Annotated in this window: 17 protein-coding genes; 12 read left to right on the top strand and 5 right to left on the bottom strand. The window is 51.6% G+C overall.

The features are described 5' to 3' along the window. Genes DXA15_RS09825 through DXA15_RS09795 form a run of 7 tightly spaced genes read left to right on the top strand, consistent with a single transcriptional unit; the run spans position 1 to position 7,117 of the window. The gene (locus DXA15_RS09825) at positions 1–813 is read left to right on the top strand and encodes a DUF6047 family protein (protein ID WP_128133913.1); all 813 of its coding nucleotides are present in this window, start codon (positions 1–3) and stop codon (positions 811–813) included. A 12-nt stretch (positions 814–825) separates the two neighbouring features. After that, entirely contained in the window at positions 826–1,785 is a 960-nt protein-coding gene (locus DXA15_RS09820; RefSeq protein WP_128133912.1) for a DUF6047 family protein, read from the top strand. 17 nt (positions 1,786–1,802) lie between these two features. Then, positions 1,803–2,900, top strand: a complete 1,098-nt coding sequence (locus DXA15_RS09815; RefSeq protein WP_121963116.1) for a DUF6047 family protein — start codon at positions 1,803–1,805, stop codon at positions 2,898–2,900. Between the two features lies 1 nt (position 2,901). After that, positions 2,902–4,113 carry a DUF6047 family protein gene (locus tag DXA15_RS09810; protein ID WP_128133911.1) on the top strand — a complete coding sequence of 404 codons (1,212 nt, stop codon included), beginning with the start codon at positions 2,902–2,904 and terminating at the stop codon, positions 4,111–4,113. Between the two features lie 13 nt (positions 4,114–4,126). After that, positions 4,127–5,011 (top strand): hypothetical protein, encoded by an 885-nt coding sequence (locus DXA15_RS09805; RefSeq protein ID WP_117700417.1) that lies wholly within the window; start codon positions 4,127–4,129, stop codon positions 5,009–5,011. 30 nt (positions 5,012–5,041) lie between these two features. Continuing rightward, positions 5,042–5,155, top strand: a complete 114-nt coding sequence (locus DXA15_RS09800; protein WP_121963114.1) for a DNA topoisomerase III — start codon at positions 5,042–5,044, stop codon at positions 5,153–5,155. Between the two features lie 54 nt (positions 5,156–5,209). Then, a complete protein-coding gene (locus tag DXA15_RS09795; protein WP_121963113.1) occupies positions 5,210–7,117 on the top strand; it encodes a DNA topoisomerase in 1,908 nt (635 codons plus the stop codon). 250 nt (positions 7,118–7,367) lie between these two features. Here the strand turns inward: DXA15_RS09795 and DXA15_RS09790 are convergent, their stop codons facing one another. Next, the gene (locus DXA15_RS09790; RefSeq protein ID WP_121963112.1) at positions 7,368–7,775 is read right to left on the bottom strand and encodes a deaminase; all 408 of its coding nucleotides are present in this window, start codon (positions 7,773–7,775) and stop codon (positions 7,368–7,370) included. Positions 7,776–8,357: 582 nt separating this feature from the next. On the opposite strand from DXA15_RS09790, the gene DXA15_RS25490 reads away from it, so the two are divergent. Together DXA15_RS25490 and DXA15_RS09780 are read left to right on the top strand one after the other, a co-directional pair. After that, the gene (locus tag DXA15_RS25490; RefSeq protein ID WP_048928529.1) at positions 8,358–8,525 is read left to right on the top strand and encodes a helix-turn-helix domain-containing protein; all 168 of its coding nucleotides are present in this window, start codon (positions 8,358–8,360) and stop codon (positions 8,523–8,525) included. Positions 8,526–8,528: 3 nt separating this feature from the next. After that, positions 8,529–8,840, top strand: coding sequence for a helix-turn-helix domain-containing protein (locus tag DXA15_RS09780; RefSeq protein WP_121963110.1), 312 nt, complete (start codon positions 8,529–8,531; stop codon positions 8,838–8,840). An 81-nt stretch (positions 8,841–8,921) separates the two neighbouring features. Here DXA15_RS09780 and DXA15_RS09775 read toward each other — a convergent pair whose 3' ends face one another. The 4 genes from DXA15_RS09775 to DXA15_RS26230 all read right to left on the bottom strand — a co-directional run bounded on the left by DXA15_RS09775 (position 8,922) and on the right by DXA15_RS26230 (position 12,991). After that, positions 8,922–10,151 carry a site-specific integrase gene (locus DXA15_RS09775; RefSeq protein ID WP_121963109.1) on the bottom strand — a complete coding sequence of 410 codons (1,230 nt, stop codon included), beginning with the start codon at positions 10,149–10,151 and terminating at the stop codon, positions 8,922–8,924. A 317-nt stretch (positions 10,152–10,468) separates the two neighbouring features. Beyond that, positions 10,469–11,155 (bottom strand): TrkA family potassium uptake protein, encoded by a 687-nt coding sequence (locus tag DXA15_RS09770; RefSeq protein WP_007653146.1) that lies wholly within the window; start codon positions 11,153–11,155, stop codon positions 10,469–10,471. A 13-nt stretch (positions 11,156–11,168) separates the two neighbouring features. Then, the gene (locus DXA15_RS09765; RefSeq protein ID WP_233567087.1) at positions 11,169–12,473 is read right to left on the bottom strand and encodes a potassium transporter TrkG; all 1,305 of its coding nucleotides are present in this window, start codon (positions 12,471–12,473) and stop codon (positions 11,169–11,171) included. 38 nt (positions 12,474–12,511) lie between these two features. Continuing rightward, the gene (locus DXA15_RS26230) at positions 12,512–12,991 is read right to left on the bottom strand and encodes a hypothetical protein (protein ID WP_233567085.1); all 480 of its coding nucleotides are present in this window, start codon (positions 12,989–12,991) and stop codon (positions 12,512–12,514) included. A 268-nt stretch (positions 12,992–13,259) separates the two neighbouring features. On the opposite strand from DXA15_RS26230, the gene DXA15_RS09760 reads away from it, so the two are divergent. Genes DXA15_RS09760 through xylA form a run of 3 tightly spaced genes read left to right on the top strand, consistent with a single transcriptional unit; the run spans position 13,260 to position 16,871 of the window. Then, positions 13,260–14,000 carry an NUDIX domain-containing protein gene (locus DXA15_RS09760; RefSeq protein WP_128133910.1) on the top strand — a complete coding sequence of 247 codons (741 nt, stop codon included), beginning with the start codon at positions 13,260–13,262 and terminating at the stop codon, positions 13,998–14,000. An 11-nt stretch (positions 14,001–14,011) separates the two neighbouring features. Then, entirely contained in the window at positions 14,012–15,517 is a 1,506-nt protein-coding gene (locus DXA15_RS09755; protein WP_128133909.1) for a xylulokinase, read from the top strand. 25 nt (positions 15,518–15,542) lie between these two features. Further along, complete coding sequence (gene xylA / locus DXA15_RS09750) at positions 15,543–16,871, top strand: xylose isomerase (protein ID WP_010803714.1); 1,329 nt, start codon at positions 15,543–15,545, stop codon at positions 16,869–16,871. The last annotated feature ends 77 nt before the right edge of the window (positions 16,872–16,948 follow it).

Raw genomic sequence — 16,948 nt, 5'->3', positions numbered from 1 at the left:
ATGGAGCAGACCTACACAGCGATAGAGACCTTGGGCGGCTTCCTTGCCTTTACCGACACGGCCGAAGGCAGGAGAAAGCTGCGGCAGTTCCTGCAACAGACGGCCGACGCCTATTTCAATCCGGCATTCAATTCCGGAGCGTTAAGTGTCTACAGGGCCGAAGGGGAACTTGGCAACCGCCCCTGGGTCAACCCGGGGAGGATGTGGTCGGACGAGTACCCCTATGGCCCGAAGCCTCATGGCGACCAGATGGAACTCCTCTACAGAGGTGAGATGAGACCCACTGCGGAGGACTTCCGCAGTTTCTGCCATAATGCGGGCTGTGAGATAAGTGCCCGCAACGTCAATATCACGGACACCCTGGATGCCCTGGAGCGTTATGACCGCCGGGTGGAGGAGTTACAACGGATACCCGCAAAATCTGCCCGCGACAGGGAGGAATTACTGCAGACCCTCGAGACCAGGAGGCAGCTGCAGAAACTGATGGACTCCGCCTATGATGTCCGAGGACACCGGACGGCCGGGAGAATACTGGACGACCCGGCGGAGCGCGTCATCCTGGAAGGAGTCCCGCTCTACGGACCTCACAGGAGCGTACTGAAAGAGGGCCTCGGGCTGTATCTGCCGCACGAAAGCGGGAACAACCCCTCGCATGCCTACGCGTGGGTGGACCAAGCTACGGACCGGATCATCTTCGGCGGCAACCCGCCTGTGGACCGGAAAACCGTCAGGATCAGACCGGAGGTCGAGAAGAGGCTGTACAGCCCGCCAGGAAAAACACGTAAAAGGACCGGGACACGTCCCAAAATGTAAAATAAGAAACATATGACAATGGAAAAAAGCAACAGGACCGCACCCTTGAAAGTGGTGCTCCGAAATCACGGTTACCTGCTGTTCTCCGGCAACAAGGCCGGTGAGGAGGCCCTCAGGGGATATCTCCAGCGTGCCGCTGACAGGTACTTCGAACCGCATGCCCATGACGGGGCGCTGGAGATCTACGAGTACTCCGGGCGGCGCAGGGAGCTGATGCACCATATCAACGGCGGCGGACATGGCATGTCCTGCCGGGAAGGGACGGGAAAGGCGGAATACATTCCACTGAAGGCCCTCCCCGCCTGGTTTGTCGACAGCCTCGAGCCAAGGCTCTACCATGCGATGAACCCGACAGCCGACGAATACCGGGGGCTGTTCTCCAAAGTGAAGGGATATACGGGTTTTGAACTCTCCTCCAGAGCGGAGAACGAGGACATATACCGCCTGCTATCGATCAGGGAGCGTGGCTACATGAATATCCATGACCGGCCGTTCACCTATTACAGGGAGCTGCTTCCCCTGGCCGAACGGTTCGAAGAGGTGACGCAGGTGAAAGCCGCCGAGCTGTTTGACCCGCAGGCTTTCAGGAAACTTTCATCCGAGATAAGGAAAAAGGCGGACGATATCCTCCGCCGGGACTTTGACGTAAGGGGGCACCGGTCACTGGAGAAATACCTCAGTAATCCCGACACCGCCCTGCTCGTGGGAAACGTGAAGCTGGAGAACGAGCAGTTCAGGGTGCTCTCCGAAGGCCACGCCCTGTACCTTCCGGAGAATGACCGCCCCGCCTCACGGCACCTGCTCTACTGCATGGCGGATTTCATACAGCACAAATTACTGGTATCCGGTGAACCGTTCCCTGTCAGGACCTACCGGGTAAAGGACGGCATCCGTCATCCGGCAGGGCAGTGTGAGGAGTTACCAGAGAAAAGGAAAAGGACCGGACGGAAGCCTTCCGGCAGAAAATTATAAATTAAAACAGTACCACCATGTATATCGGATTCATATTGAACGGCAGGAACAACCTGGAATACTGCCGGATGCTGTCTTCTGACGCAAATGACCTGGACCGCCGGTTCGGGGAGTTCTGCTTCAGCCAGGTCAGGAAACAGCTGAAAGGGGCCTACCTGCCCGAGGAAAGTATCTACTGCATCGAGGCCGCCGATGGGGATAAGAACCGGGTGGAATCCCTTGTGCGGGATATAATCGACAGAGGCGCGTGGCCCTCCGACGACCACCAGAGGCTGCGGGATATCGGATTTGTCCATGAGACGGCCGACCCTTACAGGAGGACCGACAGCCGGGACTTTATCGTCGGCGAGCTTGAACGGACGCTCCACAACGGGAGGGCGGGCAGGCTGCTGGAAGCCTACCACGACTTCCACCAAAGCCGCGAGAAGGATACCGGCAACCGTGTGCTTACGGCCATACAGACCGGACAGGGCGTGCTGCTCTTCGACGACACAGGCCGGGGACTGGAACGGGCGGAGAGCTATCTCCAGTATAATGCGGACAACTTCTTCAGCCCGATACACCGAAATACCGACAAACTGGGCGTCTATTATTTCAGCACGGACAACGCAAGGCTGGTGGAAAAGGCGCGGGAGTGCGGCAGGATGTTTGCCCCCGACGACAGGTGCAGTTTCATCCCCGCCAGGGCGGAATTCCTCCGGGCGGATATCCTGCGGGGATGCAAGCCCGCCGTGGAGTGCGACATGTCCCCAGACCTCGCCCGATACCGGGAGATGCTGAAGACATTCAAGCTCATGGAAAATGAGACACCCTTCAACATCGGCATACTGGACAGGCTGTGCAGGACGGGGGATCTTGACGAGATACCGGAAAACAGGAACTTCAGGCATTCCTGCAGCTTTTCCTCCCTGCGCTCGCAGATGAGCCATTCCTTCCTCTCCTCACAGGCGGACACGCTGCTGGGGAATTCCATGAGACAAGCCGTCAGCGATACGGCACGGCGCATCCTGCAGAACGAATACGACGTGCGAGGATATTCGCCCACCCCGGATACGAGGCGCAGGCGGGAAAAGAAACCGGAAAAGACAGGTAAAAGAACTAACATAGGAAGATAATATGGCCTCGTGGTTGGAAAAGCTGGGACTGCAAAGAACGCGTCCCCAAAAAGAAGGGCTGAAGGACTTCTGTCTGGAACTGTGTCCGGACAACCGGATAGCCTCCTTCATGATAACGGACCATACGCCCCGGAGCGGGAACCCCTTCATCCGGTTCGTCAAGGAAGCGGCACGTAAAGCCGTACTCGAGGAAGCCCGAGGCATCCCCGACAACCTGTTGCTCTTCTATGCCGGCATCCGGAAAGAGGAGCTGCCCCCTGCCAGCGGACTGCAGGAGAAGGAACCCAGGCAGGCATGGCGTTTCATCATCGAAAACGGCGGGATCACGGACGGCAACTCCGTCCCGCTGAGACGGGCCGCCTACTTGGAGGCACACGGTGTGGAAACGGACCGCAGGAACCTGGAAGGGCTGGAACACTCGCCAGGCTACAAAGACTTCGTGGCATACGAGACCGCACGGGAACGTATCCTTCAAGGAAGGAGCGCCCGGTTCCTCGTGACCGCCGTAAAGACGGACCAAGGCGTCAGGGTGTTCAACAGGGGGCTGCACGGCCCGCGCCACCTGCACGAGTACCTGCAGGAAATAGCCGACAATTTCTACTCCCCCTGTGGAAAGGGACCGGGGACATTGTCCATATTCCGCATCGAGACCTCGTCAAAACGGCTGATGGAGATGTCCCGGCAGCCCGGACGGAGCTTCCCCGCCTCCCAGCCCGGACTGGAAGTGTTCGGAAGTTACCGTCCGGTAGCCTCCTTCGACCTCTCGCCCACGGCGGCCAACCTCGACAGGTTCGTTACGGCCGGCTCCCTGGAACTTTCCAGACGCAACCTGGATATCATGACATTGCAGGACATCGCGGAAAAGGGATACGCCCACCTGGCGCTGGAGGAGCCGTTCCGTTACAGGAGGGAGTTCGCCTCCGTGGAAAAAGAACTCGGAAGGCTATCCAGGGAAAAGGAGCTCCATCCGGACTTTCCCCTCGGGGAGAGGATGGCGGAGCTCCGGGAGACTTCCAGGAAGATCGCCGCCGCCCTGTTGGCAAGGGAGGGAGTCCGGACAGGAATGCCACGGTCGGAAACAAGGTATGCCGACAGGATATCACGCATGCTGGAGAGTCCGGCGGATATCCCGGGGGCGGCCGATACCGGCAAAAAGAGAAAACAACCCTCTTCCAAACGGAAACATGCCGAAGGAAGACAAGTAAAACTGTAAACTGCAAGCATATATGGCAACCAACAAACCACTTACCTCGGAAGAGGCCGTCGACATGGGCCGCCGCGCTGTCGGCCGACGGGCATTGATGCGGACACTGAGGGACATCTTCTCGTACCGTAACCCGCTGCGGCAGTTCATGGACGCCTACCGCTTCAACGTCATCCGCTGGAGCGCGTCCAACCTCAGGGAACCGACCCTCGGAAAACGTGTCAGGCTGTTCCTCGGCACCAGAAACCCGCTGCGGATTCTCCGCGACAACTTCCGGCAGAACCGCGCGGACCTGACAGCGGACTGGGAAAGGGCGGTCATCGGCCGTATCAACCTCTCGCTGGAAGAGCTGGGGAGCATCCCGCTGCATTCCAGGCCCCGTGACCTTGCCAAAAGGCTGGACCGTGTCGGGAGGATGATAAACCGGATGACCGGCTATGAGCATTGTCCCAGCCTGCTCACGGAGAGGCTGCTGCTCTCCACCTACAGGTATATATTCATGGCTCCCCATGACAGGCGGTTCGGCGCCCTCTGCCCGGACGGGATCTGCGGGATGCTGCGGCAGAACGGCGTGCCGCCGGAGAGCCTGTATTACCAGAACTACGAAAGCCTGCTGCAAGGAAGGGAGACGGTCATCTACGAGTTCACCTCTGGCGGGAAAGGGCTACAATATCTGCGTCCCTTGGAACACGTGAGGCTGGATGCCGGCCCGGGCGGGTATGACATGCTTCCCGCCCGCCGGCCCGACAGCCCGAAGGCCCCTTCCGTTCCCCATGGGACGGAAGATGCCGTACCGCTCTCCGAAAAGGCGGAAAAAAACGGAAGGGGTACCGTAAAGGAGAAAAGAACGGTCCGGAACGCAAAAGTCAAAAAGACAAAGGCCAAAAACAAAGGCATGAGCATGTAACCAATTATTCACCTGATAAAGACAAAAATTATGAGAATCGTACTTACAGACAAACCAGCCATGGCAAGGAGCATCGCCTCCGTACTGGGCGCCCGTGAAAAGGCGGAAGGATATCTTTACGGCAACGGGTATGCCGTCACATGAACTTACGGCCACCTGCTGGCACAGGCACCGCCGTCCGCTTACGGACCCGCCCGTGTGGAACGGCAGGCGCTTCCCCTCATTCCGGTCCCGTTCCGCCTCGTTGTCAGACAAGTCAGGACGGAGGAGGGGTATGTCACCGACCCGGTAGCCACCCGGCAACTGGAAGTGCTCCGTAGGTTGCTTGAAAACGCCGACGGGCTTGTCATAGCCACAGATGCGGGGCGTGGAGGAGAACTGGTCAGCCGGGATCTTCTGGACTATCTCGGTTACCGTAAACCGGCCCTGCGCCTGTGGATATCCTCCCTGACGGAAAAGGCCATCCTGGACGGTTTCAAAAATCTGAGAGAGGACGGTGACTTCGACAACCTCGCCCTGGCGGCGAGGGCACGCAGGGAAGCGGACTGGATACTGGGCGTGAACGCAAGCATCGCCCTGGGGATAGCTGCCGGCATGGGCAACCACTCGCTCGGACGGGTACAGACTCCCACGCTGGCATTGGTCTGCCGCCGTTATCTTGAAAACAGGGATTTTGTGCCCGTGAGCTGTTTCCATCTGCAGACCGGTGTCTGCAAGGACGGGCAGAAAGTGCTTTTCACGTGTCCCCTCCGGTATGAAAGGAAAGAGGATGCGGAAAAAGCCCGGGCCAGCCTGAAGGGTAAAGGCCGCTGTACGGTCCTTGCCGTGGAAAAGAAAGAGATCATGGAGGAGCCGCCTCTGCCACATGACCTGACCGGCCTGCAGCGGGAAGCCAATACACGCCTGGGCATGACAGCCGGACAGACACTCGCCGTCGTCCAAAGGCTCTACGAAAGAGGGTGCGTCTCATATCCGAGAACCGGATGCCGCCACATTCCGGAAGACATATTCAAGCAGGCACCCACGCTCGTCGCCTCCCTTAAAGGGCATCCCCGCTTCGGAAGGCACGTGGAAAGGCTGCTCGGGAAAGGACTGAACCCTCATGCGGTGGACGGGGACAGCGTAGCAGGACACCATGCCCTTCTCATCACGGGAGAGATGCCCGAAGGACTCTCCCCGGACGAGCAGAACATCTATTCCCTGATCGCCGGAAGGATGCTGGAAGCATTTTCCGAAGGATGCGTCAAGGAGGCCATACGTGTCAGGGCCGATTACGGCGGAATGGTATTCGAGGCCGAAACCTCACGGGTGAAGTATCCGGGATGGCGGGACATTTACAACGGACCGGACATGGCGGAAGAAGGCGAATCCCTGCTGCAGTTCCATCGGGGAGAGACGCTGGCGGTATTGGAAACAGAGATACTGGAAGACAGTACAAAGCCGCAGCCACCATTCACGGAAGCCGGACTGCTGGCTGCCATGGAAAACGCCGGCGGCACGGCGGACGGTGAAAGCAAAAAGAAAATGACGGAGAGGTGCGGGCTCGGGACACCGGGCACCCGTGCAGGAATCATTGACTTGCTGGTGGCACGACGGTACGTAGAGCGTATCGGAAACCGTCTCATCCCGACCAAGAAGGGGCTGGAGATATACGGCATCGTAGGAGACAAGCTGATCGCCGATGCGGCTATGACGGCAGCCTGGGAAGAGGCGCTGCGTGAAATCGAGGAAGGAAGGCTCAGTGCCGGAAAGTTCATGAAGGGTGTCCATGAGTATGCACGGAAGATCGTGTCGGAACTGCTCGCCCTGCAGGTCGGGAACCCGGGTGTGACAAGGTGCGCCTGCCCGAAATGTGGGACAGGCAAAGTGACACTCTACGACAGGGTGGCCAAATGCGAAGATCCCGACTGCGCGTTCCATCTTCCGCGTATGTTCAACGGACGGGAGATGACAGACGAAGAGATGACACGGCTGATGGCATGGGAAGCTACCCCCTTCCTGAAATTCACCACCAAGGCGGGAAAACCCTATGAGGCGTCGCTCAGAATGGACGAGAATTACAAGGTGGAGCTTACATTCAAGGGCGACAGCAAGCGGGAGCTGTAACAGGACCGATACTGTAAGGGAAATCCATATGTCATTCGAGGCGTCTCGGACGTTACCACCTGATGCGTACCGACGGTAGTTTCCACTGAGTGAACGTTGGATTTCCTTTCCCAAAGTGACGGAGCGGAAAAAGCCAACGGCCCGCTCACGGGAAAGTTCCTTGCCGATGGCAAGGAGTTATTGTCCGTAAGGGAATGAACAGGCTGGGCCTTGGGGTACGCTATGAGGAAGATCCTACCGCAATCGCCATTCAATATCCTGTATGTAAATAATCCAGACGGCAGACACCCGTATCGAAATGTCTGTTTCCAGTCAATTTCCAAACGGAAGGCGCAAGGGCGTCTCCGAACAGCCTGATACCTCCCTGCAGTCTCGGGATAAGATAGATCACCATCTCGTCCACCATCCAGAACCTGAGCAGGCTGTCAACAAGCGGAAGTGTATCAGGGCAGGCCTCGACAAGAGCGATACCGTCCCCTTCCTCTTTCCATCGGGAGAGCGAGACGAAAGATACCGGTTCCTCAAGGTGCCGTACCGCCTTCTTCCTGATTCTGGTAATACCGTATTTGTCCCGGGAATCCTGCAACGCGGAGAGGAACTGCCGCTCCAACAGGCAGCCGTCAAGGGAGAGAAAGGCCATAAGCTGAATCTTTGCCATAAGCTGATTTTTTTATGTCGCAGGCAGGAGCAAAAAAAGCGCGGCCTTGCCCAGCCTAAAAGTGGAGCTCTGGTAAAGCTAAGAATAAAGGCTGTGCAAGCCACGCTATGACAATGCATAGCATAGCCTTACACAGAAGTCCCTTATTCTTTTGAAATTTACCAGATCCCACTTTTAGGACGTTCTGCGAACGTTATGTCTATATATCTCAAGAAAGAAGGAAAAATACTCCTTCTTTTCCCAAACTCATATTTTCGTTCCAAATATAGGAATTATTCTAAAAATCACGAAATATCGTCCGGATAATCTTCCCGTCAAGGATTGGAAAGGGTATAGTGTTTCACGACGGGCTTCCAGAAAAGCATATGACTATTAGTGACTATACATGACAATGCATGACACAGGAAAGTAACATCCCTCTTTCTTCACTATCTTGCACCCGAAATCACTAAAAAAATAAATATGGAACTGACAATTATCGAAACAAGCGCTTATCTGGAATTAAAGCGGCAGCTCAGCACGTTGTCCGTACAAGTGGAGGATCTCGCCCGGAAAATGGCTCCACCTGTCCCGGATAAATGGGTGGACGCGCAGGAGGTATGCCTGGCATTGGGAATCTCGAAGAGGTGTCTCCAGGCTTACCGTGACAGGGGACTGGTCCCCTGCTCACATATCGGCGGAAAATATTTTTACCGTGAGACGGACATACAGCAAATCCTGGAAGAAGGACTAATCAAAAACAGAAAGTAACAGATGGCGGAAATCATTACCAGGGATTCGGAGGAGTTCAAGGAACTCACCGGATGGATCAAGAGATGTGGAAGGGCACTGGAAAACGCGACAGCTCGAATCCGTCCGGGCATAGCCGACGAGCATTATCTAACGGGAGAGGAAGTCTGCGAGAAACTGCATGTATCCAGAAGGACGCTTCAGGCACTCAGGGACGAGAAGGCAATCCCGTACACTTCCATTACCGCCGCAGGAGGCAAGCTGCTATACCCGGAAAGCGGACTGTACGAGGTACTGAAAAAAAACTACAAGGACTTCAGGCGATATGCCAGATAAACAAACGGCGCGTATTCTGAACAAAAAAACTCCTTCGGCCGGATTCGAGGCTGAAGGAGTTTTTTATATAAGTTTCGGAGCTTAGTTGGCCAGCCGGTATGTGTCACCGATCTTCATGCACAGCTTGTCCGTATCTTCCCCGACTTTCGGATTGATCAGCTCGGCATAAATCTGGGTGGAAAGAATGGACTTGTGTCCCAATACCTTCTGCAAGGTTTCCAACGGCATTCCCTTTAAAATGGCCAGAACGGCAAAGGTGTGGCGTCCGATGTGCGGGGTTATCCCGGTCGAACAGCCGCATATTCTGGTCAGGACCCTCAGGCTGGATACCATGGCCTGGTATTCGCCTACGGGAAACACCTTGTCAGGCGAACTTTTCTTTTCATTGTCCCCCCTGTACTTCTCGACCAGTTCGATGGCGATAGGAAGCAACTTCACCACATAGGCCACGCCCGTTTTTATACGGTTACCCATCAGCCATGTACCACCATCGGAATCCGTATGGATATTCTTGTACGTGATCTCCTTCAGATCCGCATACGCCAAACCTGTAAAACACATGAACAGGAACATGTCACGGATGGCCCGCTGGCGCTTGTATTTCAACTTGACATGGATGATGCTTTGCAAGTCCTCCTCGGTGAGGAAAGAGCGCCGCCTGTATTCGGGCAGGCAGTTGAAACCAATGAACGGGTGAAGCCTTATCCAGCCTCTTTCCTGGGCGGTATACATCAGCCATTTCAGGGTGTTGACCCGGCAGAAAGCCGTCGAGTTCGCCAGGGCGCATGTCCCGAGCATCCAGTTATAATAGTCCTCGATGAACTTCTTGTCAAGGTCGGCGATGGCTATATCCTCGATGCGCCTCTTCTCTTTGAGGAAAAGCAGCAGATTCTTGTAGTCGGCCACCAACCCGCGATAGGTGCTTGCCGCCTTTTCCTTGCCTATCTTTTCCTTGTAGGAGGCAAGCTGTTCCCTGAACAGTCCCATAAGGGTGTGATAATCGTCTCCGAAACCAAGATAGCGGTTGTAGACACTTTTAGCCGTCACCAGGCTGTCATGGTCACAGACATACTGGTAATGCCTTGTGATCTGGGCCTTGATATTGTCAAGTTCCTGGTTCAGCCGTCTGGCCTCATCGGATTTTCCCTTCGCCCTCTTGGCCTTGGCATCCCATAATGCCAGTGAAACTTCCCGCTTGCAACTGAAGCAGGCGGTGGTCTTGTTGATGGTTATACGTCCCATAATGGGCACCTTACCGTCTTTCAATGATTGGTTCTTGGTGTAAAACAACACGGAAAATGTACTTCTCATAAACTCACTTCTTTTAGTTACAAAATTAATAAATATCGAGCTTTTTGAAGTTATGAAAAGTAACGCAATGCATTGAAAAATAATTGTTTATATCCCTTGAAATATCCGTATTTGCAAGGTAACGGATAAGTAACGGAAGTCGCAGCAAAACATGCCCTATAATGCTCGCTTTCTCTACCAACAACCAAAAACAGAAATCAATAACTATTTGATTGTTAATTGGTTTTCGCTACCTCTGCAAACTGTGGAAAAACACTTAGTTTCTAATGACGAAACATATATGCTTTGAAAAAGCCTTCAGTATAGTTTTTCTCTCCTCACAATTCTTTGATCTTATGAAGTACCTCCATTTTTCCGAAGAGGATCAGCTTGTCGTTGGCTTCCAGCACCAGATCATCGGTCAGTGGGTCGACCACATAGTATTCTGTTTGTTTCAATCCGATCAGGTTTCGTACTTCTTTGGCTCGTTCTACTCCGACCAGGCGGATGCCGAAGTTCGTTTGGAAGTCGATCGTCTTTAGCGTCTGTCCGACTAAAGCTCCCGGTGTCTTTATTTTATACAAATGATGTGTTTCCGTTACCTGATACCAACGCTGGAACAGGTCGCCCAGCAAACTCTGGGAGGCATAGGTTGCCGCATAATCCTGTTCCGGACGAATGATTTCCGATACACCGATCGAGCGGATCACCGTCTCATGAATGGGAGAGATCGAACGGACGATCAACCTGCTTGCATCCAGGCTCTTCAATAAGGCGACAGTCTGTACCGATGTTCCGAAATTCTTGCCGTAAGTAACGAAGATGGCATCCATTTCGCTCAACGGCAGTGTATTTAGTGCATCCCTGTCAGTCGTATCGAGGCTGACAGAACCGGAGATCGTTTGTTTTACGGCCTCCACTTTATGCAGGTTCAGATCGACACCTATCACTTCATCGCCGATACGGGTGAGATTTTCCGCGATAGCGCGTCCCAGATTTCCTAATCCTATAACCAGAAATTTCATAAGGCATTACATATTACATTAATATATTTTCCTGGGGATATGTGTAATCCCTCTTTTTGTACTCTCTCATAAAGCTGACTATGAATGTCAGTACCCCGATACGTCCGATTAACATCGTACAGATGATAATCAACTTTCCGGCCATGGAAAGCATAGGGGTGAAGTTCAGACTCGATCCCACCGTACTCAAAGCCGAAACAACTTCGAATGTAAGTGTAAACACCGGTGTCCCTTCTTCCGTATAAGACAATATCCAGACAGCCAGCGAGGCAAAGATGAAATAGAAGACAATCGTTGCGAAAGCCCGGCGGATAGTGGCGGGAGATATCTCACGTTTGCGAACTTCAACCTTTTCCTTTTCACGGGATACATTCAATGCCGTGGCAATAGCTACAAAAACGGTCGTTACTTTTAAGCCGCCACCGGTCGACATCGGAGCAGCCCCGATAACCATCAGGATAAGGGTCAGCATCAGCGTTACCGGACGAAGCGCATCCATATTTGCCACGGTGAAACCGGCCGTTCGGGGTGTCACGGCACCGAGCAGCGAATCAGCCAGCTTCCCTTTCAGAGGCAGGTCGGCCAACGTATTATTCATCTCAAAGAGGAAATAAAAGAACATACCTCCGACGATCAGGACCAGCGTACTTATTACTACTATATATGTATGGATATTGATGATACGGGGTGTGTGGATATAATGTTTCTGTTGCCCGATAGCTATCATAAAAGTGTTAACGATGAAATGCCTTAGCAGTTTCAGATAATTGAAAACGATCGGGAATCCCAGGCCTCCGAAGATGATTAACAGGGAAATCCATACGTGCAGATTGTAGTTATGGGCCACTATCGGATCACACATATTGCCGCTCAGTGTGGAAATACCGGCATTACAGAAGGCAGAAACCGCATGAAAGATAGCAAAGAAGATGTTATCCTGCGTAGTGGCTCCCGGCAACACGCCTCTGATATCCATATATATAAAGTAGGCCCCGATCCCTTCGATAAAGAAAGTAACGAACAGAATATTCAGGATAACGCGGAACAACCCACCGATACGGTCTTCGTTCAGCATATCTTTCAGAACCAGTTTGCTGGTGAAAGAAGAATGCCCCATGAAAGAAAGGGCAAAGAAACTGGTAAAAGTCATTACTCCGATTCCGCCGATTTGTATCAGGAGCATAATGATAACGTGCCCGATATGTGTAAAAGTAGTCGCTACGTCAACCGTAGTCAGTCCCGTTACACAGACAGAAGTCGTTGCCGTAAACAGCGCATCGACAAAATGGATCGGGCGGGTTGTTGCGTTCGGCAGCATCAGCAATCCGGCTCCGATCAGGATTACGAATATGAAACTCAGCAGGAACAGCAGTGACGGTTGATACGTGTTTGCATAAGTGTGAAAGTCTGCCGTGACAGATGGATCATACTGAGCAATAACATCAGCGTATAGACAAACAACGGCTTCGACAGGAAATCGAGGTATGGCAGTGACTGCTGAATCACCTCTCTGAAAAATACCTTTGCCGACAATACGGCAAACAGCAGAAAGTAGATGCCGATATCCAGATATAAGAGCTTTTCCTGTATGATCTCACCGAACCGGACGATGTAGCGGAGCGTGATACCGATAAAAAATGCCAGTAAAATATAAATGCGGCTCAGATATAAATGATGTATGGTTTCGCTTGTCTGCTGGAACCCGAACTGGTAGATCAGTACGAATAAGGAAGCGATAGATGCCAGAAGAATGAGGCCTTCCGCGAATATATTCAGGATGCCTTTCATGTTCGCCCAGTACATCCGGCATGTGAACTGTATATGTTTTATATCCATTTTCAAGTATAATCTGCAGCAAAAGTATTAATAAAAGTAGTTGGAGGACAGAATAGTTCAGAAAGTTTAGATAAAGCATGTTAAAAAGAGAAAGATCAACGGTTTATCACAATATTGTTTTGTTTACATTATGGGCGATAAATGTTATTGTATGAGGTAAGATAGTAAATTGTCAGATAAATAAGCTGTTATAAATATTGAAAAAATGATTCTGTGTGTTTTGTATATTGGATAAATGTTTATATTTGCAACTGTTTAACGTAATATTATGGAAACACATATGGAAAATAACAAGATGCTTTACTCGCATGTGTCTGTTGATTGCGTGCTGCTGGGCGTAAACGAAGATAAATTATGCGTACTGCTCGTAGAGCGGAAAATAGACAAGAGTGACGAAAAACATTATAAGCTACCCGGTAGCCTGATTTTTGAGAACGAAGATCTGGACACGGCTGCTTACCGTGTATTTAATGAAGCTACAGGTTTGAAACGCGTACCTTTGAAACAGTTCCGCAGTTTTGGCTCTCCTTCACGTACGAAAAATAAAGATGATATGCAGTGGCTGGAAAACGCTATGAAGCTGAAGATCGAACGGATCGTAACCGTAGCTTATCTGGCATTGAGTAAGATCGGACGGAAGTCGAACCCGACCAATAAATATAATTCACTGGCCTGGTTCTCTGTCGACGCACTGCCTTCTTTGCCATTCGACCATAAAGAAATCATCGAGGCCGCTGTGGAGGAAATACGTGAATGGGTTGAAAAGGAGCCATCCATCATTTTCGATTACCTGCCTTTGAAATTTACAGCCTATCAGCTGCGTCGTACGTACGAGATCATATATAATAAGGAAATGGATGTCCGTAACTTCCATAAGAAAATGGGGTCGCTGGAATATATCGTACAGACTGACGAGATCGAAACAGGAGTTGCTCACCGTGCCGCCCGTTATTATCGTTTCGACAAAGTGAAGTATAATAAGTTGCATTCGAAATTTAATAAGAATTAATCAGTGAATATATGTATTTGTTAGGTTGTGACATAGGTAGTTCTTCTGTGAAGGCCTCGATTGTAGATGCCAATTCGGGATTAACTATCGGGGCGGATTTCTATCCGAAAGAGGAAGCGCCTATTAAAGCTGTAAAACCCGGTTGGGCGGAACAGGAGCCGGATGATTGGTGGAAGTATCTGAAGGAAGCCATTAAAGGAGCGATTGCGAAAGCCGGTATTCAGGGAACCGATATCAAAGCGATCGGTATCTCTTACCAGATGCACGGACTTGTGCTGGTCGATAAGAAGATGGAGGTGCTGCGTCCTTCTATCATCTGGTGCGACAGCCGTGCCGTACCTTATGGAGACCGTGCGTTTAAAAATATAGGGGAGAAGCAATGCTTGTCCCACCTGTTGAATTCGCCGGGTAATTTTACCGCATCCAAACTTGCCTGGGTAAAAGAGTTTGAACCGGAGTTATTCCGTTCCGTTCATAAGTTCATGCTGCCGGGTGACTTTATCGCCATGCGGATGACAGGGGATATCGTAACGACCGTGTCCGGTTTGTCGGAAGGTATCTTCTGGGACTTTAAGAACGAACAGGTTTCTGAAGACCTGATGAACTATTTCGGATTCAGCAACGACCTGATACCTGAGATACGTCCGACATTCGGTTTGCAGGGGGAACTGCTCGGTTCCGTTGCAACAGAACTGGGGTTGAAGAAAGGGACACCTGTGACTTACCGTGCCGGCGACCAGCCAAACAATGCTTTGTCGCTGAACGTATTGAATCCGGGTGAGATTGCTGCAACTGGTGGTACTTCCGGTGTGGTGTACGGTGTAAACGGAAAAGTGAATTTCGATACCTTGTCGCGGGTAAATACCTTTGCCCATGTAAATCATTCTGCGGATCAGACAAGGTTGGGCGTATTACTTTGTATCAACGGGGTGGGCATTCTGAATTCCTGGGTGAAGAAGAATGTGGCGCCCGAAGGAATCGGTTATCCGGAGTTGAACGAACTGGCTGCCGGTATCCCTGTCGGATCGGAAGGACTGTCCATTCTGCCGTTTGGTAATGGAGCCGAACGTATGTTGCAGAATAAGCAGATCGATTGTTCGATACACGGGCTGAATTTTAATATTCATAGCAAAGCCCATATTGCCCGTGCCGCTCAGGAGGGCATCGTGTTTTCTTTCAAATACGGAATGGATATCATGAACGAGATGGGAATCGATATAGATGTAATCCGTGCCGGTAGTGCCAATATGTTCCTGAGTCCGGTCTTCCGTGATACTTTGTCGGGTGTGACCGGAACGGTGATCGAGCTGTTCGATACGAACGGTGCCGTAGGTGCTGCTAAGGGAGCCGGTATCGGTGCCGGTATTTATCAGTCGGCCGAAGAAGCATTTGCCTCCCTCAAGAAAATCGATGTGATTGAACCCGACGGACTGAAGGCGGACAAATATTGTGCAGCTTACAGCATATGGAAAGAACGGCTGGACAAGCTGATGTGTGAGAATAACATACCAATGTAATATAAATCATTAAACAATTAATTTCATGGACTTTTATAAAGGTGAAAAAGAATTCTTCCCGGGAATAGGAAAGATTCAGTTTGAAGGACGCGATTCAAAGAATCCGATGGCATTTCATTATTATGATGAAAACAAGGTGGTAATGGGTAAAACATTGAAAGACCATCTTCGTTTTGCGATGGCTTACTGGCATACATTATGTGCCGAAGGCGGTGACCAGTTTGGCGGAGGAACAAAATCATTCCCCTGGAATGCAGCTTCCGACCCGATCAGCCGTGCCAAATATAAGATGGATGCAGCTTTCGAATTCATGACTAAATGTAGCATTCCTTATTACTGTTTCCACGATGTGGATGTGGTGGACGAAGCTCCTACACTGGTTCAGTTTGAGAAAGACTTGCAGACAATGGTGGAACATGCCAAAGGCTTGCAACAGGCAACCGGAAAGAAACTGTTATGGTCTACCGCCAACGTATTCAGTAACAAACGTTATATGAACGGTGCTGCAACCAATCCTTACTTCCCTGCACTGGCTTGTGCCGGAACACAGATTAAGAATGCTATCGACGCTTGTATCGCCTTAGGTGGCGAGAACTATGTATTCTGGGGTGGTCGTGAAGGTTATATGACCTTGCTGAATACAGATATGAAACGTGAAAAAGACCATCTGGCTATGATGCTTACCATGGCACGTGACTATGGCCGCAAGAATGGTTTCAAAGGCACGTTCCTGATCGAACCGAAACCGATGGAACCGACAAAACATCAGTACGACGTAGACTCGGAAACGGTTATCGGCTTCCTGCGCCACTATGGCCTGGATAAAGATTTCGCTTTGAATATCGAGGTGAACCACGCTACGCTGGCCGGACATACATTCGAACACGAATTGCAGGCTGCTGTGGATGCCGGCATGTTGTGCAGTATCGATGCAAACCGCGGCGACTATCAGAATGGCTGGGATACCGACCAGTTCCCGATGGATATCTACGAACTGACTCAGGCATGGCTGGTCATCCTTCAGGGTGGCGGTCTGACAACCGGAGGAACAAACTTCGACGCAAAGACCCGTCGTAACTCGACAGACCTGGATGATATCTTCCTGGCTCATATCGGTGGTATGGATGCGTTTGCCCGTGCTCTGATGTGTGCAGCCGCTATTATAGAACAGTCTGATTACACCAAGATGCGTGCCGAACGTTATGCCAGCTTCGATGGTGGCGACGGTAAAGCCTTTGAAGACGGTAAACTTACCCTGGAAGACCTGCGTACGATCGCTCTCCGCGACGGAGAACCGAAACAGATCAGCGGTAAGCAGGAGTTATATGAGATGATTCTCAATTTATATATATAATTAGTTACAAGGAGTAACTCTTTCCCCTCTGGAGAGGGGATTAAGGGGTTGTGTTAAATTTAGTCTTATAACTGGCA

The organism is Parabacteroides sp. AM58-2XD, from assembly GCF_003463685.1.
Lineage (GTDB): Bacteria > Bacteroidota > Bacteroidia > Bacteroidales > Tannerellaceae > Parabacteroides > Parabacteroides segnis.
This window is presented reverse-complemented; position numbering and strand designations above follow the sequence as displayed.